This is a genomic window from Mycoplasma mobile 163K, assembly GCF_000008365.1.
In the GTDB taxonomy this organism is placed as follows: Bacteria; Bacillota_I; Bacilli_A; order Mycoplasmatales; family Metamycoplasmataceae; genus Mycoplasma_J; species Mycoplasma_J mobile.
Genome location: NC_006908.1, coordinates 550,089 through 574,046 on the forward strand (window position 1 = coordinate 550,089; position 23,958 = coordinate 574,046).

A 23,958-nucleotide genomic window follows, 5' to 3' on the forward strand; every position below is an offset into this window, starting at 1 on the left:
TTTTCTTATTTGAAATAAGATTTGTATCTTATATATAATAACAAAAATCAAACTAAATGTTTGATTTTTGTTATTTAGAACAATGAATTATTTATTTTTTTGAAGAATCATCTTTTTCAAATTCATTGAAATATAAGTCTCTTTTTTTAATAAAGTAATCATTATAAGTAATTACACCAGATTCTAGTAAAAAGTTTAATGTATTCAATTTTTCAATACTATTATTTGATAGTTGTGAAATGATTGCATCTTGGTTTTGAGTTGCAACCCCCATTGATTCACGAACTAATAAATTTTGAGTAGTTGAATCAAAATTATTTACAGCTGGTACAAATGCTGTTCCAAGGTGTAATTGAGTTGGGTAATGTTGAGCATGAGATGGTACTAAATTATTAGTATCTACAACTTGAGTATAATCTACAACTGGGAAATTTTGAGCATTGTAATTTGATGAAGGCATATTACCTGTTACATCTACCATAGAAGGCTGCCCAAAAGATAAATCATCATTTTGATTTGAGTAGTAACCTTGTTGAGTATTTAAGTTTTGTGTGTTGTAATCGTAAGGGTACTCTTCTTGATAATAATTTCCATTACCATTAATCATTTGATTGTTATCTACTTGATTATCATATTGCCCGTAATAATTATTTGCTTGATTATTACCAACATTCATTGTGTCAAAATCTTGACTTGGGTTTATTGTTGGACATTCCATTGTAATTGGATGTGTTTTGCAAAAAAGTTCCCCATTTGCATTCCTTTTAATTTTACATTTTTTCATTTGTGTCTCCATTTAAAGTTCATTTTTTATTTTTTTAATATTATCATTATATCATTATTTTTGAAATTTATAATGTAAAAAAATCAATTATCTTCTAAAAAATCTTAAAGCAAAAAGAACTAAATTAATAAAATCAATAAATAGTTTTAGAGCAAATATAATGCTTATTTTTAAAAAATCTAAATTAGAATAATTATCTGTATTTACCATGTGATCATTTGTTTTTCTTATTACATATAAATCGAATCCGATCCACCCTGAAAAAATTAAAATTCCTAAAACAGAATAAATTGAAACTAATATATCACTAAAAATTCACCAAAAAAGAACACCAATAATAATCAAAGTGAATGTTCCAAAAGTTAAAATAGGTACTAATTTAGAAAAATTAAATATTTTAAAATATCCTAAAATTCCCATAAAGATTAAAATTCCAAAAGGAATTAATAATGCAAGTAAAATGTTTCTTCCAAATTCAATTGAATTTCCTGAATAAATTAAGAAAATAAAAGAAACAATAAAACTTTCAATTAAAACAAAAATCAAGAATGCAAAAACAATTGAGAATAAACTTTTGTTTTTATTTACTAAATAATTAATTAAAAAAACTAAAACAAATTGTAATAAAGAGCCAATAATTCAAAAAGAGGTTATTCCAATATCTGATGAAGAAATAAAATTAATAAAAATGTTTCTTAAACCTTCATTAAAGGTAACACTTAAAGCAAAAAGCAAAACTAAAGAAATAGCAAGACCAAATCACATTAATGTAAATGATAATAATTTATTACTATTTTTTGTATATGTATAACTTAGAGTTTTTTTTCTAAAATTAAAAATGTTAGCATTATTTGTCATTTTGCTCCTTTTTCATATAAAAGTGAACTTGTTTTACTTTTAGTTTCTTATTTTTTACTTTTTTTGTCATATTTTTCAACATTTTTCTTAAGTTTTCTTAAATAATGATTTAAAGCACTTTTAGATTTGTTTATTTGGAATGTTTCGGAAAAAATTTTACTCAATTCATTCAATGATTCAAATCTGTTTTGTTTTTTTAATTTAAAAAAACTTAATTCATCTTCTGTAAATAGTTTTTCTAAATTATTATCTATTATAAATTGATAATCTTCTAAATATTTAAAATGGGTTTCTACTAATTTTTTTTGATTTAAAATAGAAAGATTAGTGATTTTATTATTGTAATTCAAATAATCTCTTTCAATTCTAGAATCTTCAAATTTTAAATAATTTTTTATAGCTCCAATAGCTTTTAAAAAATCGCTAATCATTTCAGACTTCTTAATGTAAATTATGTCTCTATTATTTTTAGTAAAAATTTGAAAAGGCAAATTATGTTTTTTAAGATGATTAAGAATTTGTTCGGAAAATCTTTTGGAATTTATTTTAAGCTCTAGATGATAAAATTTACTACTTAAATTACTTATTGATCCACCTGAAAAAAAGACACCTGAAAAAAAATGTGTAAATTCACTTGAAGGATATTCTTTAAAAATATTTTTATCTAAAATTTCAATTTTAGAAGTTGAATTTTGAACTTTTTTAAAGCTAATTTTAAAAAAGTCTAATAGTAAGTTTATCTCATCTATATATTTTTTATTTCTCAAAGAAATAGTAAAAACATTTTCACTTTCTTCAATAATATTTGCAAAAAGAAAACCTTGTAAAAATAGCTTTTTTTCTTGCTTATTTCTTTTATTTGAGATTATTTCGTTTTTTACTTCACTAGAAAATGACATTTTTTAATTCTTCAAAATTACTTTGCATTTTTCATAGAACGCATTACACTTTTAATATGTGATTCGGATGGTTTTCTACCCATTTGTAAAAACATTGCCCTAATCATTTTTTCATTAATTGGAGGATTTTCTCTCAATTGTTTTTCGAAATAACGTTTTGTTAGGAAAAAACCAACAACTAAACCAACAATGGTAAATAGAATTGAAAGACCAACAATAAGCCCTATTGCAAGACCAATTTCCATAATACCTCCCTAAGAATTTTATTTTATAACATTATAATACAATAATAATTCATTAAAATTATTTTCTTATTCCTTTTACAACAAAATAAAAAATAATCGGAATAACAAAAACAATTAATATTGAAAAAATAAAAATTTTTAAATAAAACTTATTTCTATTTTTTCTTATACTTTCAATAACTTCTATTTTTATTACTTCTTGATCAAAATAAGCAAGAAAGTTTATTGATTGAAATCTTCTTATTAAGGAAAAAATAAGTGTTATTAAAATTACTAGTAAAATTGAAGAACCAAATAAAATAGTTGCTCAAAAAGGATTAAATGGGGTAGGGAAAGCATTTGAAATTCACAATTGAAAATTTAATGCTCCATTTAATCAATTTTGAGATTGAATTCCCCAAAATATCAGTGTAAAAATCCCGACATAAAAAGTATAAAAAATTGCAAACCAAATAGTAGAAATGTGCTTTTTTTGCATTTTAATATAAAAATCAGTTATTAAGGAATTTGAGTTTAAATCTCCTTCAATTGTTAAGGTTTTTGTTAATTTATTAAGGCCTTTAAACTCAATAAGAGAAATAAAAAAATTATAAAGTAAAAATAAAATAACTATACTTGGAATAACATAAAAACCAAGATTTGAAATTGGAATTGCATTAGTGAAAAACAAAATTAATAATAATACCAATAAAAAAATGAAAAAAGAAGTTGAAATCATAACAAAAGTTCTCAGCTTCTTTTCAGAAATTAACAAACTTAGTTTTCCTTTTTTAACCTCTGTGTTTTTAGATTGTTTTACATCTGTTTTTTCTTCGCTAGTATTCGAAAATTCTTTTGTCTCAGGAATGTGTGGATTTAGTGAATTACAAGATTGAATAATAAGAGTATTATTTGATAACTTAGAATTTTTAGCTTGATTTTCTAATTCAGAATTGTCAAAATATAAAATACTTGATTTTTTTGCAAGCTTCTTTTCTTCATTAAATTCAATAACTTCTGTAGTATCGATATTTATTGGTTTTAAATTCACTATTACATTATAAAACTATTTAAACAAAAATGAAAAACAAAACAACTAAAGCAAAATTTAATATATAATTAATTTATAAATTAGTGTAATATTGAAGGTAAAAATGAAAGTAACAGTAACGGAATTTCTAAAAGCATGTTCATCAGATATGAAATTGAGGATTCTTGTAAATTTTTGAGATTGCAAATGTAATGACACATGTGTAAATGAAATTGTGAACAAATTCAAAACTTCTCAAGCAAATATTTCTCAACATTTAAGTGGTTTAAAGGATATGAATATTATTGTTTCTAAAAAAGACTCAAGAAGAAGAATCTATTCAATAAATAAAGATGTAAGAAAAACATTTGATTCTTTGTTTAAAGAAATTATTCTTCATGATGATCTAAATAAATGACTTTGTAAGTGTCAAAATCCAGAAGTAAGTTAAAAATAAAACTCAAAGAGTTTTATTTTTATTTATTCAAAATTACCAAAGATATTATTAAAAAAGTAATTTGAATTAAACTGATAATAATTATGTTAAATCATGTTTTATTATTTGAAACTTTTCTAAATTGAATAATATCAATTTTTTCTAAAGATTTTTTTTCCTCTGGTAAATAAAGATTTTTCTCAATTTTTCTTTGATTTTTTCGATTGAAAAGATTTAATCTAAAATTCTCTATGAAAATTGTTCTAGTAAAAATCACATATAAAATTGTAGAGCAAATCATAATTAAAGAAGCTAAAAACAAACCGTTTTCTCATGTTTTATTATTTCCTAAATAAACACTTAAAACCATTATTATAAATGTTAGTATTAAATTGGAAATGATTAAGAGCAAATTTTTTCAATTCAAATTTTGCTTTCAATATTTTTTCATGGTTATATTATAAGCATAATTTTATTTATTAATTCAATGATTAAATTGTTCTTCTGTTGCTAAAACATGATGGTTTTCAGCAACTTCATGTAAAATAGGAGGATTACCTAAACTTTGTTCATTTAAATAAGTAAGTTCAAAATTTGAAGATTTGAATTTTTCATTTGCATTTGAAATTTTTGGAATTGAATCAAATAAAGAAATAGTATAAGGGTGGATAGGATTTTCAAAAATCTTTTCTGTTTTTCCTCTTTCTACAATTCTACCATAGTGCATAATGATAATGGAATCTGCAATATATTCAACCATAGATAAATCATGAGCTATAAAAATTAATCCAATTTTTTTAGTTTTGCACAGGTCTTTTAATAAATTGACAACTTGAGCTTGAATAGAAATATCTAAAGATGCAATTGGCTCATCTGCAATAATTACTTTTGGATTTGTAATTAGAGCTCTTGCGATTACAATTCTTTGTCTTTGTCCACCAGAAAATTCATGAGGGTATCTATATGCGAATTGTCTTAATAACCCAACATCTTCAAGAGCAGAATAAATAATTTCTTTTGCAAAGATATCTTTTACAAAATATTTTGAAAACAAATTCTCTTTCATTCCAAGTAAATGTTCTAATTTTTTAATTTCTTTTTTCAAAAGATTTTTTTCAATTTCAAATGATTCTAAAGTGTCTTTTTTTTCAAATAATCTTGTTTTAAAAGATAGAGTTTTTGTTTTTCAAGAATTAATTGTATGTTTGTTTTTTTCTAGAAAAATTTCTGTTTCAATTCTTTTAAAAAAGTAATTCAATAAATTCTGAAAATATAAATCAAGAGATTCTTTTTTTAATTTTATTTCATCTTGAATTGATTTTGCCTTTATAAAATCTTCTTTATATTTTGAAATAGTTTTGCTATGTTTTACTAAGTATTCTGATAATTCTTGATCATTTTTTTCTTTTGTAGATTTTAAATTTAATTTAGCTTTTTCAATATCTTGAACATTATATGTTGGAATTTTTGAAATTGAACCCATTTTTTTTCTTAATTCATTAATGTTATCTTTGTACTCTTTTTTCTCGTTTAAAATTGTAATTCTAGTTTGATTTGATTTACTTAATTCTTTCTTATATGAAAATTCATAACCATTTAAAATTTGTTTTTTATTTACTTTATTTTCGTTTTCAAAAGAATTAAAATATCTTAAGTTGTAATTTTTTTGAAATTCTATTAATTTACTTATTTCTTCAATTGTTAAATATTTTAATAAATTTAAATTTTTAGATAAAAGACTAAAAGATTTTTTATATATTAAATATCATTTGTAATTTATTAAAAAATCCTTTTGATTAAGTGAGATGTTTTTTTGCTGCAAAAATAACTTTAAATTATTTTTAAACTCTTCTAAATAATTTTTTAAGGTATTCTTTCTTCTAGAAATTTTTTCTCTTTGTTTAAACTTAAAAGATTTCAAATATTTTTTTTGTTCAAAAATTTGCTCTAATAATTTTTCTCTTTCTAAAGAAACTTTAGATAATTTAATTACTTTTTTCAAATTTTCAGTTGCCTCAATTAAATCTTTTTCATCTATAAATAAATCATCTTTTCGATATTTTTCCATTCCTTCTAAATAGGAATTAAAAATTTTCTTTGTTGTTTCAAAATATTTTGTAACAACTTTGGATTCCATATTTTGTTTTGATTCTAAAAATAAAAACATCTCTGAAAAAACTTCATCAAATTCACTCTCTGAAGTATTTATAAGTTTTAATTTCTTTTCTCATTTTGAAATAAAATCTAATTCTACTTCATTTTCAAAAACAATATTTTCCAAACTTGTTTTGTGATAATTTTCAATAAAAGTATATTTGAAAAACTTCTTAACTTGTTCTCAATCAGAAAAAATGTCTTTGTATTTGTTTTTTAAAACTTTGTTAATTATTAAAGACTCTTTTAAAATTGAATAAACAGTTTTTTGAGAATTCATCGAAGTGTGAGGATCTTGAAAGATCATTTGAATATTTTTGTGTAAAAATAAGCGATTTTTCTTGCTTATTTTTTTTCCAGAAATTACATTTCCATCTAAAGAAACAAAACCATTATAATCATCATATAATCTAATTAAAGAACGGCCTAAAGTTGTTTTTCCAGAGCCGCTTTCTCCAATTAAACCTAAAATTTCTCCTTCTTCTAAATCAAAACTAACATTTTGAACAGCTTTAAGAATACCATTTTTATTTGCAAAGAATTTTTGCAAATTTATTACCTTTAATAAAATTTCTTGTTCTTCACTTTTATTCATTAAAAACCTTCTTAAATAATTTTATTCTTTCTTGAATTTTTCTATTCATTGGAACTTTTGGAGCATCTGGATGCAATAATCAAGTTGCTGCAGCATGAGTTTTATTAATTCAAAACAATGGTGGTTCTTTTTCAAAATCTATTTCTAAAGCATGTTCATTTCTAGATGCGAAAGGGTCTCCTGCAGGTAAATTTGCCATGTCAGGTGGTAATCCTTGAATGTTGTAAAGTTTTTCTTCTTTATTTTCAGGAATTGAGCTAATTAAAGCTCAAGTGTAAGGATGTCTAGGGTCTTCAAAAATCTCTTTTTTAGTTCCTCTTTCTACTATTTTTCCAGCATACATAACATAGATATAGTCACAAAATTTTGCAACAACACTAATATTATGAGAAATAAAAATAATTGAAATTCCAAATTCTTGTCTAATTTTTTCAAATAAAACTAATACTGAAGCTTGAACAGTTGGATCTAAAGCAGTTGTGGGCTCATCTGCAATAATTATTTTTGGTTGCCTTGCAACAACCATTGCAATAACTACTCTTTGCTTTTGTCCACCGCTCAAAGTATGTGGGTATGAATTGAATTTTTCCTTTGCATTTCTAATTCCAAATGATTCTAGTAAATCAATTGAAAATTTAATTTTTTCTTCTTTTGATTTAAATCTTGAATCTCTTTCAATACAATCTAGCAATTGTTTTCCAATTGTTCTTGTGGGATTTAAAGAAGTAAGTGGATCTTGAGGAATATAACCAATGTATTTTCCTCTAATATTATTTCATTGTGAATCTTCTTTTAAAGATAGTAAGTCAATATTTTCTAATTTCATTACATCTGCATCTACAATTGCTCCGAAATTAATATTAATTAAAGCTTTTGAAGTAACTGATTTTCCGGAACCACTTTCACCAACAAAACCAATAATTTGCCCTCTTTTAACACTTACATCAACACCTCTAATAATATTAATAACTTTTTTTCTTCCAGTTTTAAAAGAAACTTTTAAATTTTTAACTTTTAAAATTGTCTCTTCTTGGAAATTTTTAGCATCTGTATTTTGTAGTGTAGAGGCTAAAGATATAGTATTTTTTAAAATATTCTCATTCATTAATTCACTAGGAGTTTTTGAAAGAATTTCAATTGCTGGTAAAATTTTTCCTTGAAGATAAGTAGAAACAGCAAGTTTATTTGGAGAAACATGGTTAAATCTCTTTCTCAAATCTTCATTAACAAGTTTGAAAATATTATATCCATATATCCCAATAAAAGTTTCCTCAGAAGTTTTTGATAAAATTTCTATTAATTTTTGAGTACCTTTTTTAGCGCTAGAATATTTTGTATTTCCTAATGCTTCAAATCAAAGAACTTTTTTTGCCTTAAATATAATTTCTTCAAATTTTTTTACAGAATCTTCATGTACATCATAAATTTTTTCTTTGCTTAAAGATAGAAAAATATTATATTTTTCAGGAATGATTAGTTGGTTTTTTCTTGCTACAAGAAATTTTTTTGTAACTTCAACTTCTTTGATAGAAATTTCTTTATGATCAATTTTATTTTTATTAACTGAATTAAAAATATAAGCTAATTTTCCACCTAAAATAATTCTGTCAAATTTTTTTAATAAAAAATTTAACTCTCTTGCTTTTTCCAAAATAGAATCACCAGATAAAATTGCTAGACTAGGCCTAGTTTTAGGGTTTGTGTCAATAAGTCTTTTTAGAATAAGCAACTCTTTTTTAACAGATTCTCCAATAAATTTTGATTCTTTAAAAGTAGCAATTCCATAATTGGAAGCTGTTTTCTTAAAAGAAATATCAAAAGCATCATTAACAAAATCGTCTGCTAAACTTGCTCAATATTTTGATAAATCTAAATTATTATTCGATTCTGCATTATTTTTTGCATCTTCTTTTAAAACATTGTCAACTAATAAAATTTCTCCATTTTTTAAATCATTAATTAAATTTTCTAAAACTTCTCCACTAGTCTCTACTGAAAATTTTATTTTTAAGTTTAAAACTTTTTCAAGGGACTCTTTTAAAAAATTAATTGAAGACATTTTTTCTTCAGAAAGATTATGATGAGTTAACAAAACAATTTTTGCTCCATCTTTTACTAATTTGTTAATTGTTGGAAGTGAATCTAAAATTTTTTGTTCGAATAAAAATTTATCATTTTTAAAAGGAATATTGTAATCAACACGCACAAAAACAACTCTATTATTAAAATTATGATTTCCTATAGTTTGAATTTTCATTTTAAACCTTTCTTAATTGTGGATCGATTGCATCATGTACTCCAAGAGCTACAAATTGCAATGATAATGTTATTGTTAATAATAGCAATGAAGGCAATAACAAAGTTCAAGGATTGTTTGAAAAATCACCTAAAGCTTGAACTAAAATATTACCTAAATTTAGATTTGCAGGATCTGTTAAAAATCCTAAAAATGATAATGAAGATACTAAGAAAATAATTACTGGAATTCTTTGTACAAAAGAAATGGCTAATCTTCCAATAATATTAGGAAGTAAATGCATGAAAATTCTTCTTTTCTTTGAAGCTCCAATTGCTTCTGCTGCTTTAATGAAATCTAAATCTTTAACTAAAATTGCAAATCTTCTTGCTTCTGCGACTGGAGCAGATCATCCGATAATTACTAAAACTATAATTAATTGGAAAAAATCTGTACCAACAATTGAAACTAAAATTAAAACTCAAATTAAATTAGGTAAAGAATTAATTACTTCTAAAACTCTTTCAAAAAATGTATCAATTGGCTTTCCAAAATTAAAACCTAAATAAATGCCTAATGAAACACCAACAATTGAATTAATTAGAGCAACTAAAACTGCTAAAAGCAATGATTGAATTGTTGCTGATCAACTTCTTGTTCAAATATCAAATCCACTACTTGTTGTTCCTAAAATTGTGCTAAATTGTTGACCACTATTTGTAAATGATAGCAATTCATATGCATTATAAGTAATTTCTCATTGGTTAAAACCAAGTAGTTTTTCACTAATAATCAAAGAAGCACCTTCTATATTTATTTGATTTTGAATATCAATAAAAAGTTGTCTTTGCGAATTTGTCAAAATTTGGGTTTTTAATGGATTTGCAATTGGAGGTAAATTTCCATTAAAAAAATTGCTTTGATTTGTAATAGGTATATCTCCTGCAAAAGGAGAAGTAAATGGAATAATAATTGCCATTAATAAAATAATTAGAAAAATTGATAATGCAATAACAGAATAAGGATTTGAAAAATACCTTTTGATAATTTCGATAATATTTTTCTTTGGTTTTCCAACTAATTGAAGTAAACTTACAGAATTATTTGTACTAAATTTGAATGAATTTGAATCAGTTTTGATATTATATTTTTTATTAAAATCATTTCTATTCATTTTGTAAATCCTTTCCCATTTTTGTAAATTCTGAATTATTTTTTAATTCTCTTTTTCTTGCTTCATATGATTTAATAATTGGATAAATTCCATAAGGATTTTTAGTTGCAAATTTAATTCTTGGATCTAATAATATAGAAACTATATCAACTAGAATTCTTGAAGCAATTGTTAAAGTAGCAAAGAAAAAAGTACTAAACATTACAATATTAATTTCACCATTTGGAAATGCATTTATAAATAAAACACTTGTTCCCGGTACTGCAAAAAATGATTCAACAATTAAAGATCCTGATAATAAGAAAATAAATGAAGGAATAATTAAACTCATCAAAGGAATAGAAATATTTTTTAAAACATATTTAAGAAATATTTCATATGATTTTAGACCTTTTGACTTTGCAATTAAAATGTAATTTGAAGAAAGAACTCTTGTTGTTTCATTTCTGGCATAAGTTACATAAGCTGCCAAAGAACCAAAAACTAAAACTAAAATTGGTAAAACTGTACTTGCTATAACTAAACCTGAACTAGCACCTTCAGCTGCTGAAGCAAATCTTGTTGGTAAACCGATTAAAAGCCCAAATAAAATGAAAAATGGAGCTAAAATAAATGAAGGAAGTGCTATAAAAATTCTTGTAAATAAGTTTATTGAAGCATCGATATAAGTTCCTCTTCTATAACCGGATCATACTCCAAGGGCGATTCCTACAATTACACTTATTAAAAAAGCAGGACCTGCAATTGCTAAAGTAAATAACATTGGCCCAAAGAAAATTTCTGGAATTGTTCTTCCTGAAAATTGGGCTCCAAAACCTACTCTAAAATCCCCTAGAAAAAAACCTCCTAATCATTCTGCTAGTCTTGCTCCAATTGGTCTATTTAAACCAGCAGCAATAAAAGCTTCTTCTGCTTGTTGAGCATTTGTTGCTGTTGCAAAAAATGGATTGGCTCCAAAACTACCTATTAATAAATAAGTTAATATAAGAATTACAAATAAAGCTATCGTGCCTAAAAAAATTCTAATTGATATATATTTAAACATTACTTTCCTTTCTAATTAAGATCTAAATTAATTCTAATATCATTTTGATAAAGAACTCCTCTAACAAAAACTGGTAGAGAAAATCTTGGTTGAACTAAAACATTTGTTAAATTTCCTGAAGAAACAGTAGATTGATTTCCGGTTCTACTCATTTCTAAAGAATTACCTTTAATGGTATTGAATTCTCTTGCCAAAGCAATTAAATCTCTATTTGTTTTTCTATTTTGGTATCCAATTCAAAATTTAGCAAATGCTTCACTTATATTTGAAAAAATAGGTGATCCATCAGGATTTGTTCCAATTTGTACTCTTAAACTTTCTTCTAAATGATTTAATTGATTATTTGTTAAAGCATCTCATTGATCAAATGGTATAGCAACTCTAAATTCAGGATTGGTTGTTCCATTACCAACTATTTCTTTAAAAGCTAATGAAACTTTGTAAAACTCTGGAAATGTTCTAACTAATTGATGATTTGGATCAAGCTTTGAATAATAAGAAAAAGCTTGAACTATACCTGTGGCATTTCCGTGAGTTGTTCCATCAAAAGCTGTCCCAATTCCATTGTAATCATAACCTCATCCTGAAAATTGTGTTGAACTAAAGCCTCCTGTAATTCTTGCTAAAATATTTGGAACAGTGCTTGGAACATAAAAACTTACATTTAGTCTTGAATCAAGAGCATTAATTGTATTTACAACTTCATTATAAGCGCTAGTTACTGCATTACTTGGAGTTCCAATAAAAGTGTAAGATAAGTTTCAATCAATTGTTCTATTAGTATTAGGATGTAAAGCATAAAATTCATCTAATAAAGTTTTCATTTCTAATGCTGCTTTTTCAAAAACTAAACTTTTAAATTGATTTGTTAAATTAGATAAATTTTGCAAAAAGACATGATAGTCCTTTAGTGAATTTGTACTATCCAAGACTTCAAAATTACTATTTAAAAGAAATAATTCATTAACAACAGTTTCTATATTTGCTACTACATTTTCAATGCTAAAAATTCTATTACCATTTGCATCTCTTTTAGCAATTACATCTTGAACTGTAAAAGTATTATTTGTTCCATCTAAAGTTGTATTACCTGTTCTCAAAGTTGAATGAGAACTTGAATTTTGATCAATGCCTCCAATGAAAGCATCAGGAGCGAAAGTATTTATTCATGGCGAAGCTTCCTGAGCTGAAACAGTCGAAGCATAAGAATATCAATTGATTGCACTTTGTAAAATTGATCTAAATCTTTGTCCAAAACCTCCAAAGTAAGCTTCAGTAGTTGCAACATTACCTGTATTTAATGATGCTAAATCATGTCCATAATTCAAAAGTGCATAAGCATTATTGAAATTGTATTTTGAATTGCCATTTGCATCAATTCCGCCACCGCTAGGAGCACTAACTGGAACAGTTCTTAATAATAATTGGTTATTAACAAGTTGAGTAGTTCTTCTTGCAATTTGTGAAACTTGTTGTTGTTGAGCATTTGATAGAAAATTATATCCTAATATATCAATATCTTTATTTCTAAAACTATTAAATGATTGTTGAATAAAAACATCTTGGTTGATTGAAGGAATATATCTTTCAATCTGCTCACTTATTAAAGTATTATCATCAACAAAATTTCTATTTGAATCTAAAAATTCAACATAATTTCTATTTTGTCTATAAATTAACCTACCTGCAGCAGGATCAATTGTAGTAGGAATGTAAGGACTTGCAAAAAGTGTTGTAGTTGAACGATATTCACGATTTGCAACTGAAGTCAATCCATTTAAAGGACCTGAAGGAATTGATTCAAAACCATAATCATAAATTTGAAATTCTTTTGCAAGACCTGAAATATTTGTTGGATTAGTTTCAAAAGGCAATGAAGATTGTTTTTGGCTCATTTCTTGAATGAATTGTGAAGGAGCAGCCGAAAGAGTTAAGTCATTGTTCAATAATTTGCTAAAAGTATCATAAAAATTTGCTCCAATTTGCTCTGAAGTAGCATTTAAAGTAAAATATTTTTCACCATTTATTGTTGTAATTGTTTTTGTTCTATCTAAAATATCTTGAGATGAAACATTAAAAATTCCAAACAAATATGCATTAGAATATCTATCTGTATCACCAAATCTAGTGCTTACACCTATAGTTCTTAAAGCATCATCAATTTCTTTAGAACCTCCATTTGCCCTTCTAAAAGAAGCTGTTAATAAATTTGTTCTCATAAAAGAGTAATAAAAATCCTCTGGAACAATTTCGTATTTAGTAGCATTTCCATTAACATCTGTTCATTTTAAACCTTGTTTTATACCAATTTGCAATTTTATTGCTTTTGGTGCTAAAGGATCAATTGGATTTAAAGCAGTCACAAATTCGGGTGAATTAATCGATCTTAGATCTTGTGAAGTTTGGAAAAATACTGCACTGTTGTTTTTTGCAAAATCTTCAGGAGATGGTTGATCAACATTATCATTATCAAATTCTCTTGTAGCTCCATTTGCATAAGTAACAATAATTTTTGATCCATAAATCATTTTATATCTAACTAATGTTGGAATTTCAACAGCTCCTGTAGAATTATTAAATACTGGTGAATTTAATGTTTCAAGTCTAAACATGCCAGCACTTGTATTACTTGTAATAATTGAATTTAAACCTCCAAAAGAAGCACTATAATCATAATTGTAATTTGGTGTGGGTAAAGAACTATTGAATTCTTGAATGTATTGTCTTTTTCTCGATAAAGATAATTCATTAGCATTTGTAAAACCTTCAATAGAACTTGTTCTATTTTGATTAATTACTGCAGCAGCTACAACACCTCCTACTATTCCAACAAGAATTGTTGAACCAATTGAAAATTTAATAAATTTTTTTAAAACCATTTTTTTCCTTTTTTATTCTAAATTTTAATTTATAAAAAATATGAGAATACATTTTGCTTCTCATATCTTACGCTTTATTTAAAATTAATAACTTTTTAATTTTTTAATTTAAAAATTCAAAACATAAGATACTTTGATAACTTTATTATCAAAAGATTTATTAATATTTTGTTCATAAGTACTTAATTTAAAGTTAGTCATTATATTAAAACCTTTCTGTATCTCTTTGTTGAATTTTTTAATTCAATTTTATTATAGTGTAAAAAAATAAAATTTTTTAAATATGATTTAATTTTTTCAAATAATTTAAAATTTTAATGTGGAAAAAATAAGAATTCAAAAATTAATATCACAAGCCGGAATTTCGAGCAGAAGGGCAGCTGAAGATTTAATCTTAAAAAAGAGAGTAAAAATTAATGGAGTAATTGCTAAAATTGGAGATAAAGCTTCTTTAGAAGATGTGATTTTAGTTGATGAAAAGGTTATTTCTAAAGAAGAAAAAGTTTATTATTTATTAAATAAACCTAAAAATGTTGTCACTACTTTAAAAGATAATTTTAACAGATCCATAATAACTGATTTTATTGATGAAAAAAAATATAAAATATTTCCTGTTGGAAGATTAGATTATGATACAACAGGAATTATTATTTTGACTAATGATGGAGAAACTGCAAATAAGCTTTTGCATCCTAAATATGAAATACCTCGAATTTACGAAGTAATTATTGATAAAGAACTTAGTTTAGAAGAAATAAAATACTTAAATTCCCAAGAAGTTTTTTTAAATAGTAAAAAAAGTTTTCAAGAAGTATCAAAAATAAGTAATTATAAATACAAAATAAAATTACACCAAGGTTCATATCACCATATAAAAAAATTGTTTGAAATTGTAGGAAAAAAAGTAAAGGATTTGAATCGAACTGAATATGCTTTTTTTAACTTAGAAAATTTATCAATAGGTAATTATAGAAAACTAAATAAACATGAAATAGATAGACTTTTGAATTTTGTTAAAAATAAATAAAAATGAAAAGATACCTTTTCATTTTTATTTATTTTAATTTTTTAAAATTTAATATCATCATTTGGTAAAGAATCTAATTCTTCATCTTCAATATCAAATTCATCATCATTTTCATTTAAAATAATTTCTTCTGTTTTAACTTCATTTGGAAAAGAAGCTTCTCTTGTTGGAAAATCGTTTGTATTAAGCAAAAAATCTTCATCATTTTCAACTTCATTTGAAAAATAAGTTTGTGAATTTGAATCATTATATTCTGATGGAAACTCTTCATTAGCTGGCTCAACTTCACTTGTAGAAAAAGCTGCTGTGTGTTCATGTAATACTTCTTCTGAATTCTGAGTTAGAATTGAAAAAATTTCTTCTTTTGTACGTCCTAGCTCACCTTCATTTTGAATTGCTTGAATTCCTGGTAATTCTTTACCTTCTAGAAATTCTAATGTTGCTCCTCCACCTGTTGAAACGTGACTAAATCTTCTATCTAATCCAAGTTCTTCAATAATAGCAACACTATCACCACCACCTACAACAGTATAAACATTTCCTTTTAATTCTGTGATTGCCTTTGCAATAGCTTTTGTTCCTTCTTTAAAGTATTTAAATTCAGTAACACCTAAAGGTCCATTTCAAAGAATTGTTTTTGCATCTTTTATATATTTTTTAAATACTTCAATTGATTTAGGACCAATGTCTAATCCCATATATCCATTTGGAATTTCTAAAGTATTTTCAAGATTATAAAATGGCTTTACATCTTCAAAATCTTTTGCTAAAGCATAATCAATAGGTAAAACAAATTTATCTAAATTATTTTTAAGATATTCTCTCGCTAAATCAATTTTGTCTTCCTCGACTAAAGACTTCCCAATCCCGATTCCTTGTGCCGCTAAAAAAGTATAAGCCATAGCTCCACCAATAATTATTTTATCAACGTATTTTAAAAGATTATTTAAAACTCCAATTTTATCTGAAACTTTTGCTCCACCTAAAATAGCAACAATTGGTCTTTCTGGCCTAGATAAAGCTTTGTCAAGATTTTTAATTTCTTTTTCAACTAAATATCCAATTCCTGATTCAGCAATGTATGTTGAAATTCCGACATTTGAAGCATGTTTTCTATGCACTGTTCCAAAAGCATCATTAATAAAAACATCTCCTAAAGAAGCTCAATACATTCCTAAATCTGGATTGTTTGATGATTCAGCATCATTATTTAAATCCTCAAAACGAGTATTTTCCATCATAACAATTTCGCCTGATTTCATGCTATTAATTGTTTCTTCAAGTTCTGTTCCATTAGTAGCTGGGACAAAAGTGATAGGCATTCCTAATAAATTTACTAATATTTCTACAACAGGTGCAAGAGATTTTTTCTTAAGATCTTCTTCAGATTTTACTCTTCCTAAATGTGACATAAGAATGGCCTTACCACCTTCATTAACAACTTTTTTAATTGTAGGAATTACTGCTTCTATTCTTTTATTTGATGTAACAATACCATTTACGATTGGAACATTAAAATCTACTCTGATGATAACTTTTTTGTTTTTTAAACTAATTTGATCTAGTGTTTTTTTCATTTGTGTTAAATTCTCCTTAAAATTGAATTTTAAATAATTTGTTTAATTATACTATAAATAATTAATGAAAATCATATTTTCTAATTTGTAAAATATTTTAATTTTCTCTTAATGATTCTTTTGGAAATTCATATTAAAATATACCATAAACACTCAAAATTATTTTGTATTGTAATATAATAATATATAAATTGAAATTAAATAAGAGGTAGCATATTATGAGTAAAGCCAAAAATGAACAAAATTTTAAAAAAGATAAAAAAGTTTTAGAAAGTCCAAAAACTAATTTTCTACCAAAAAAAGGTTCTGAAAAAGTAATTGGTAAATTTTATTTAATTAATAACAAAAATGAAGTTCAAGAAAAAAAATGGTTCTTAAAAAAAGCAAAAGATAAAAATGGGGTTTATTTCAAAACTCAAAAAGATGGATTGGATCATTTTTATAGTTTAAATTTAAATGCAAGACTTTGAATAAGTAAAGATGGAAAATTTTCAAATACCATTTTGTCTGAAGAAAAACTTATACTTGAGCCTATTATTAAAGAAAAAAAATTAAAAAATATAGATAAAAAATCTAAAAAAAATAAAAATTTTGAGTTATTTTACCATAGGAAAAACCTTTATAATGCTTTATTTAGTGAAAAAGATATTCTAAAAATTTCTAGAGAAGAAGAGTTGGGTTTGTATCAAGAAGAAATGAACCTTGCAATTCGTGTTTTAACTCCAATTTTAAATAACTCAATGACTATAGAAAAAGACACAGAATTTATTTATAAAGATAAAATTGAAAATGAAGAGAAAAATAATAGAACATCAAAATTTGAAAATGAAATAATTTTTCCTATGGATGTTGAAGAAAACTTACTTATTCCTATAAATAATAAAGAAGAAACAAAAATAGAAACTTTAGAAAAGACAAAAGAAATAAAAATTTCTTTTAAAGAATTTGAGAGTTCAAATATTTTTGATCCAAAAATTAAAGACAAAAAGTTTTTTAATTCAAAAGAAGAACAGAAGTTATATGAATCTCAAATGAATATTGCGATTGAAAAATTAACTAAAAAAGTTGAAGAACCAGATGAAAAGACAAAAGAAATAAAAATTTCTTTTAAAGAATTTGAGAGTTCAAATATTTTTGATCCAAAAATTAAAGACATAAAGTTTTTCAATTCAAAAGAAGAACAAAAGTTATATGAATCTCAAATAAATATTGCGATTGAAAAATTAACTAAAAAAGTTGAAGAACCAATTAGTAAAACTAGTGTTTTAATTTTAAATACAGAAAAATTACATGGAAGTAAAGATGAAATATCAAATTTTTCAAATCAAGAAAATGAAGTTGTTTTTGAACAAAAAGAAGATTTTGATGCAAGAAATTTTACTACTGAACAAATTAAAGGTGTTTTTGTAGCTGAAGATATTATTTTAGAACCTGATTTTGAAGAAAATATTGAAAAAATAAAAGAAACTTCTATTATAAAAAATAAAAGTAATTTTTTGTGAGTAAGTGATCCTACTTCAAAAATCTCTGCAAGAAATATTCAAAAAAATGAAATCAATATTTTTGAGGATGAAAATGATAAAATTTCTGACTTTTTAAAAGATACAGAATATTACAATTATGAAGAAATTTTGAGAGAGGATAATTTTCAAAATAATAGAGAAGATGATCTTAAAAATTATTCGAATCAAGAAAATACATTCTCAAATTTAAAAGTCTTAAAAAATGATGATATTGTTACAACAAAAGATTTGGAATCTTATGAAGAGTATGAAAGAAATCATTTTATTAAATCGACAGGAAAAAATGAAATATTAAAAAATGAAGAGAAAACTAAAAAATCTTCAAAAAGAAAATGATACAAATTATGATTGGGTTATTAGGTAAATAATGAATATGATTACAAAAATAAATTTTGCTAATGGCGGAACAACAACTCCTACTGTTACTCAAAATACAACTATTGATACAAATTTGATATTTTTTTCAATTTTAATTGTAATAGGTATTATTATATTAATTTTTGTATCTTCAATTTATATTGCAAGATTATGAAGTTTTTTATTCAGAACTTCTAAATATACAAAATTAGGACAATCAAGTAAAATAAGATTGATTCACCAAGTTAAAGAAGCTGTTGAAATCTTATCAAAAACAAAAACTGGTGCAATTATTACAATTGAAAATAAAGATCAATTAGACAATTTCAGAACAGATGGAATTATTATTGATGCAAATATTAGCTCTTCTTTAATTATTAGTTTATTTAATAAACATTCTCCTCTACATGATGGTGCAATTATTATTAGAAATAATAAAATTTTATATGCTTCAACTTATTATAAAATCACAAGAAAATCAGTTGATAATAAATATGGTGCAAGACATCGTGCTGCAATGGGAGTAAGTGAACAGACAGATGCGATCACAATTGTAGTTTCAGAAGAAACAGGAAATATTACAATTGTAAAAAATGGCCAATTTGCTACAGTCAAATTAGATGATTTCCAAAATGAATTAATCAAATCTTTAAGAGTTTAAAAAAATAGGATTTTCCTATTTTTTATTTTAAATTAATAAAATAAATTAGTATAATGATTTTGAGTGGAGTAGTACTCAAGAGGCTGAAGAGGTGTCACTGCTAACGACATAGGGGGTAATACCCGCGAAGGTTCAAATCCTTTCTACTCCGCCATTTTTTTTATGCTTTTTTGATTAACTTAAATATAATTAGAATAATGTTTACACCAAAAATAATTAATAGAATATTTATTTCCTTTATCTCGATTGCTTTTATTTTTTTGATTTCAATCATTTTTATAATCTTAGGAGCTCCTTTATGATTAATTGGTTTAGGAGTTTTCTATGCAATTAATTTAGTATGTAATACTGTTTTAATCTTACAAGATCGTCATAGTGATGCAAAAATTTCTTGATTTTTTATTTTGACTTTTATTCCTGTAATTGCTCATGCTATTTATTTTATTTTTGGGCAAAAATACAAAAAAAGAGTATCAAGAGATGAATACATTAAAAAGACAAATGAATTTTTCCAATTTCAAAACCAAACTAATTTATTAGAAATTGAATTAAAGGAAAATATTAGAACTCTTTTACAAAGACAAGAAATTTTTACTCAAAGAAAATATCAAAAGGCTAAGACAACTTTTTTCTTTGAAACAACTAATGCTTACAAGCAAATTTTTGAAGATTTAGAAAATGCTAAGGAATTTATTCACTTGCATTTTTATATTATCAAAACAGGAGAAATATGGGAACATTTTCGAAAAATCATTACTAAAAAAAGATCTGAAGGTGTTGAAATAAGAATGATTGTAGATGATTTTGGTAATTGAAGTATGCCTAAGTCAGAAATTGATTATTTTAAAAAAATAGGAGTCCAAATAAAAATTTTCGGAAAAGTTTATTTTCCTTTTATTGGGAGTGATAATGGTTTTAGAACTCACAGAAAAATTGTTATTATTGATGGAAAAATTTTACATACAGGTGGAATGAATTTATCTGATGAATATGCTAGTCTTAGTAAAACATATGGTTATTGAATAGATATTAATTTAAAAATTGAAGGAAACTTTGTTCAACAATATTCACTACTATTTTTATATGACTGATTTAGTTTTACAAAAGAAAAATTAGATGTAAATAAATATGCAAAATTAAATTCTACAGAAAATAACAATTCAGAAATAATTTTAATTGAAGATTCCCCAGAAAATGATGAGCCTATTTTAGAAGAAAGTTTAATAACTTGAATTGAAAATTCAAATAAAAAAATCACAATAAGTACCCCATATTTTATTCCGACTTTTAGGTTATTTTTAGCAATTAAAAAAGCTTTAATGTCTGGTGTTGAAGTAGAAATTTTTTTACCAGGACAAGCTGATAAAAAATATGTCTATGTTGTTAGTTTATACTATGCTAAGAAAATTGCAAAATATGGAGCAAAAATAATGATTTTGAATAATGTTTTCTTACATTCTAAAACAGCACTTTTTGACCAAGAATTGAGTTATATCGGAACAATGAATATAGACACAAGAAGCCTTTATTCACAATACGAAACAACAAATTTATTTTTAGATAAAGATAGTATTCAAAAACTTGAAAAGAATTTTAATGATTATAGAAATATTTCAACACTATTAAAAATTAAAAAATCAAGTAAAATTCTTGAATTTTTCATTGGAATTTTTGCTAAATTATTCAGTCCTTTGATGTAATTTTAAACAACTCAAGGTGCAAAAATCAATATCGCAACAACAATATGAGTGATAATCAAAAGTAGAAGAGAAACTTTTTTGTTTATCAAAATAAAAGATTCAATAATTACAAGAGGTACTCAAGCAATCAAAACTCAAAATCTTCATCCTACAAAAAATGAATTAGAAGGATTTACTAAACCTACATAAACTTGACCGTTAAAAATAACATTAGGAAAACTTGCGCCAATGAATAATTGAACGGCTAAAGCCACTAGAATTGCTGAAATTGCAGGCCTTAGAAAAACAATAGCATTTTTTAAATAAATATTAGTTGAAGATTTTTTAACAAATTTCATTCCTAAAAGCATAAATAAAATTGCAGGTAAAGTAAAAATTACATATGTGAGTAACATAGATAATCAACCTCATCAAGCACCATTTGCAACAATGAATCCTGTAAAAAGAGCAAATTGAGTTGATACAACTCCAGGAGTTGCATTAGCTGCAGTTATCATCGCATCCATTTGTTCATTTAAAGCTTGTAATTTGATTCCAGAAAATTGACCCATTAATGTTCATAATGATCTAAATAGAGGAATAAAAACTTGTCCACCACCAAAAACAATCATCGAAATAATAAAAACGCCAACAATCGAAACACCTAAAGCAATAAACATTATTTTATCTCCTCTTCTTTTGAAAAATTTGAAATATTTTTCTTTGTTTTTGATTTTCTCTTTTGTCTAAAAAATTCAAAAATAAAAACACTTAATAAAATAAACACTAATACAAGAGCTGAAATATTATATGGTGAAGGAATAAAAAAACTAAAAGCAAAGGTGAAAATAAAAATTAAAAACCAAATTGGAAAAGACAATTCCTTTCTACTAGTTTTATAATACTGATATGAAAAAGCTAAAACCACTCCAATTATCAAAGGAATTACAGCAGTAGAAATAACTAATAATCAATTTCTATTTATTGATCCTAAAGATATAAAAATACCTAAAGCAAAAAAAATAGAAGGTAAATTTGCAATTAAACAAACCATAGTACCTTTAAATTTTCCAAGTAGTTTAATTGAAACATAACTTAAAGCCTGAATAACACTTGGTCCTGGAATTAAATTTACTGTAATTACTAAATCATCAAATTCTGATATTGTTAATCATTCATATTTATCTACAGAATATTTTTTTATTATTGGCATTAAAGCATTTCCACCACCAAAACCTACAAAAGTAACAATTAAGATGAACAAAAAAACATTAAAAACTGTTGGTTGTTTTTTGTAATTATTTTCATCTTGGATTTTATTTTTTCTCTTCATACAAATCTCTTAATAATAATACACAAAAAATTAAATAGAATTTTAATAGCTATTTGAATTAATATTTTTAAATGTCTTGATAAAAATAAAAGTGTATAATGATATTGTTATATAAATAATAACTTATATAATAAACTTAGCTATACGCTAGAAAGGAAAAGATGAATAATTTTTTAAGAAAAATTAAATTTCTCGGAAAAGACACTGAAATTTCTATTGCAAAAACTAAAAAATACAAAATTGGAATTATTTATGGTGTATTTGTAGGTATTATTTTTGGAATCATTCCAATAGTGACTATTCTTAACAATACACAAATCTACGAATCACTAAGATTAAGTCAACAATTTGTTAGTGTTAATGCAATGAATTCAATAGCTAGAGGTGCTTCAATATCTGCTTTTAATGATATGTGAACATTTTTGCTAAATGGTTTACTTTTATTAGTTTTACCTGGAATGGCTAAAAATTGAAAGAAAGTAAAGGATTTAATAAAAACTAAAGCTGGATTTTATACTTTATTAGCAGGCCTTTTTGGCGGGCCATTAGGAAATACTTTTTTCTTTGCTGTATTTGTTTTACTATCTCCTTCAATTGGAAGTGTTTTTTTTGTTCTAGAAATGGTTTTTTCAGCAGGAGTAGGAATAATAATTTTTAAGAGAAAAATCGGAAAAAGAGTTTGATATGGACTTGGATTGATGACACTTTTAATAGTATTTATGCTTGTTGCTCAAACAATTGCTGTTGGAGGCACAAATTCAAATGTTATTGCAGGTTCTATTTTAGGAACTATTGCAATAGCTTGTTATACTGCAGAGGCTTTAATTGTAGATAGAGCTGTTTCAATTAACAAAATAAAAGGAATTAATGGACTTCACTTTTTACAATTAAAAGCAATTTCTTCAACTGTTTTTGGAATTTTAATTTTGATTCCTCTAACAAGTGGAATTTTTGGAATAATGTTTCAAGGAGTATTTCCAGATGTGCAAAATTCAGCAAATATAGTTGATATAAATGTTGTGAATAATGTAAATAATTTAGGAGGGATTTCTAATATTAATGCGATTACTGGATATTTAGCTTTTGCAAAACTTTTTACAGTTATGAGTTTTCCGATAGCTTTTGTAGGTTCACTATTGTTATTTGCTGGTAGGATTTCATTTTATAATGCAATTGAAAAAACAGGGGCAACTTTAACAAATACTCTATTTCAAATTCAAGTAATTGTTACTCCTATAATTGGGGGGATTCTTTTTGGAATTAGTCAAGCTTTAGGTGTCGAAAGTATTGGAGGCGGAGATGCTATATATGTGAAAATTTCTCTTGAAAATCAACTTTGATTTCAACCACTATTTTGAACTTTATCTATATTAGTATTAATTTCTGCTTGGTTTGTTTCTTTAAATAAAATTCCAATAAACAGACTAAAAGAAAATACTGAATTTATTAAAAAAACTTTAGTTCCTAAAAATTAATTAAAAAATATA

Annotated in this window: 19 protein-coding genes, 1 tRNA gene and 2 pseudogenes; 7 read left to right on the forward strand and 15 right to left on the reverse strand. The window is 24.7% G+C overall.

Annotated features, from left to right (window positions below; translation table 4 throughout):
- Positions 1-91: 91 nt before the first annotated feature.
- From MMOB_RS02390 to MMOB_RS02410, 5 genes are all read right to left on the reverse strand, one after another.
- The gene (locus tag MMOB_RS02390; RefSeq protein WP_041362934.1) at positions 92-784 is read right to left on the reverse strand and encodes a hypothetical protein; all 693 of its coding nucleotides are present in this window, start codon (positions 782-784) and stop codon (positions 92-94) included.
- An 87-nt stretch (positions 785-871) separates the two neighbouring features.
- Positions 872-1,642, reverse strand: a complete 771-nt coding sequence (locus tag MMOB_RS02395; protein ID WP_011264963.1) for a Bax inhibitor-1/YccA family protein — start codon at positions 1,640-1,642, stop codon at positions 872-874.
- Positions 1,643-1,689: 47 nt separating this feature from the next.
- The gene (gene whiA, locus MMOB_RS02400) at positions 1,690-2,541 is read right to left on the reverse strand and encodes a DNA-binding protein WhiA (protein ID WP_011264964.1); all 852 of its coding nucleotides are present in this window, start codon (positions 2,539-2,541) and stop codon (positions 1,690-1,692) included.
- Positions 2,542-2,558: 17 nt separating this feature from the next.
- Positions 2,559-2,786, reverse strand: coding sequence for a YneF family protein (locus MMOB_RS02405; protein WP_011264965.1), 228 nt, complete (start codon positions 2,784-2,786; stop codon positions 2,559-2,561).
- A gap of 58 nt (positions 2,787-2,844) precedes the next feature.
- On the reverse strand, positions 2,845-3,816 hold the full coding sequence (locus tag MMOB_RS02410; protein WP_041362937.1) for an MSC_0882 family membrane protein: 972 nt from the start codon (positions 3,814-3,816) through the stop codon (positions 2,845-2,847).
- 148 nt (positions 3,817-3,964) lie between these two features.
- On the opposite strand from MMOB_RS02410, the gene MMOB_RS03515 reads away from it, so the two are divergent.
- Positions 3,965-4,246, forward strand: coding sequence for an ArsR family transcriptional regulator (locus tag MMOB_RS03515; RefSeq protein ID WP_225968665.1), 282 nt, complete (start codon positions 3,965-3,967; stop codon positions 4,244-4,246).
- A gap of 25 nt (positions 4,247-4,271) precedes the next feature.
- Here MMOB_RS03515 and MMOB_RS02420 read toward each other — a convergent pair whose 3' ends face one another.
- The 7 genes and pseudogenes from MMOB_RS02420 to MMOB_RS02445 form a co-directional block, all read right to left on the reverse strand.
- A complete protein-coding gene (locus MMOB_RS02420; RefSeq protein ID WP_011264967.1) occupies positions 4,272-4,682 on the reverse strand; it encodes a hypothetical protein in 411 nt (136 codons plus the stop codon).
- Positions 4,683-4,703: 21 nt separating this feature from the next.
- Entirely contained in the window at positions 4,704-6,980 is a 2,277-nt protein-coding gene (locus tag MMOB_RS03720) for an ATP-binding cassette domain-containing protein (protein ID WP_011264968.1), read from the reverse strand.
- Positions 6,973-8,085, reverse strand: a complete 1,113-nt coding sequence (locus MMOB_RS03735; protein ID WP_225968666.1) for an ABC transporter ATP-binding protein — start codon at positions 8,083-8,085, stop codon at positions 6,973-6,975. Before MMOB_RS03735 ends, MMOB_RS03720 begins: the two co-directional genes overlap by 8 nt.
- 57 nt (positions 8,086-8,142) lie before the next feature.
- Positions 8,143-9,237: pseudogene (locus MMOB_RS03740) on the reverse strand (phosphoglycerate kinase); the annotation flags it as partial.
- Position 9,238: 1 nt separating this feature from the next.
- Entirely contained in the window at positions 9,239-10,390 is a 1,152-nt protein-coding gene (locus tag MMOB_RS02435) for an ABC transporter permease (RefSeq protein ID WP_011264970.1), read from the reverse strand.
- On the reverse strand, positions 10,383-11,435 hold the full coding sequence (locus MMOB_RS02440) for an ABC transporter permease (protein WP_011264971.1): 1,053 nt from the start codon (positions 11,433-11,435) through the stop codon (positions 10,383-10,385). Before MMOB_RS02440 ends, MMOB_RS02435 begins: the two co-directional genes overlap by 8 nt.
- A gap of 11 nt (positions 11,436-11,446) precedes the next feature.
- Complete coding sequence (locus MMOB_RS02445; protein ID WP_011264972.1) at positions 11,447-14,314, reverse strand: OppA family ABC transporter substrate-binding lipoprotein; 2,868 nt, start codon at positions 14,312-14,314, stop codon at positions 11,447-11,449.
- A gap of 319 nt (positions 14,315-14,633) precedes the next feature.
- Here MMOB_RS02445 and MMOB_RS02450 point away from each other — a divergent pair, with 319 nt between their 5' ends.
- Positions 14,634-15,341, forward strand: coding sequence for a pseudouridine synthase (locus MMOB_RS02450; RefSeq protein ID WP_041362940.1), 708 nt, complete (start codon positions 14,634-14,636; stop codon positions 15,339-15,341).
- Between the two features lie 383 nt (positions 15,342-15,724).
- Here MMOB_RS02450 and MMOB_RS02455 read toward each other — a convergent pair.
- A pseudogene (locus MMOB_RS02455) lies at positions 15,725-16,918 on the reverse strand (phosphoglycerate kinase); the annotation flags it as partial.
- Positions 16,919-17,136: 218 nt separating this feature from the next.
- Between MMOB_RS02455 and MMOB_RS02460 the strand changes: the two are divergent.
- The 4 genes from MMOB_RS02460 to cls all read left to right on the forward strand — a co-directional run bounded on the left by MMOB_RS02460 (position 17,137) and on the right by cls (position 21,159).
- Positions 17,137-18,801: a hypothetical protein gene (locus MMOB_RS02460; RefSeq protein ID WP_011264974.1), complete on the forward strand. Its 1,665-nt coding sequence runs from the start codon at positions 17,137-17,139 to the stop codon at positions 18,799-18,801.
- A 79-nt stretch (positions 18,802-18,880) separates the two neighbouring features.
- A complete protein-coding gene (locus MMOB_RS02465; RefSeq protein WP_041363122.1) occupies positions 18,881-19,459 on the forward strand; it encodes a diadenylate cyclase in 579 nt (192 codons plus the stop codon).
- Between the two features lie 65 nt (positions 19,460-19,524).
- Positions 19,525-19,613 (forward strand) — tRNA-Ser (locus MMOB_RS02470).
- 43 nt (positions 19,614-19,656) lie between these two features.
- Positions 19,657-21,159: a cardiolipin synthase gene (cls, locus tag MMOB_RS03590; RefSeq protein WP_011264976.1), complete on the forward strand. Its 1,503-nt coding sequence runs from the start codon at positions 19,657-19,659 to the stop codon at positions 21,157-21,159.
- Positions 21,160-21,161: 2 nt separating this feature from the next.
- Here cls and MMOB_RS02480 read toward each other — a convergent pair whose 3' ends face one another.
- Positions 21,162-21,818 carry a chromate transporter gene (locus MMOB_RS02480; RefSeq protein WP_011264977.1) on the reverse strand — a complete coding sequence of 219 codons (657 nt, stop codon included), beginning with the start codon at positions 21,816-21,818 and terminating at the stop codon, positions 21,162-21,164.
- On the reverse strand, positions 21,818-22,471 hold the full coding sequence (locus tag MMOB_RS02485) for a chromate transporter (protein ID WP_011264978.1): 654 nt from the start codon (positions 22,469-22,471) through the stop codon (positions 21,818-21,820). Before MMOB_RS02485 ends, MMOB_RS02480 begins: the two co-directional genes overlap by 1 nt.
- Positions 22,472-22,632: 161 nt before the next feature.
- Here MMOB_RS02485 and MMOB_RS02490 point away from each other — a divergent pair, with 161 nt between their 5' ends.
- On the forward strand, positions 22,633-23,946 hold the full coding sequence (locus MMOB_RS02490; protein WP_011264979.1) for an EamA family transporter: 1,314 nt from the start codon (positions 22,633-22,635) through the stop codon (positions 23,944-23,946).
- Positions 23,947-23,958: the final 12 nt, after the last annotated feature.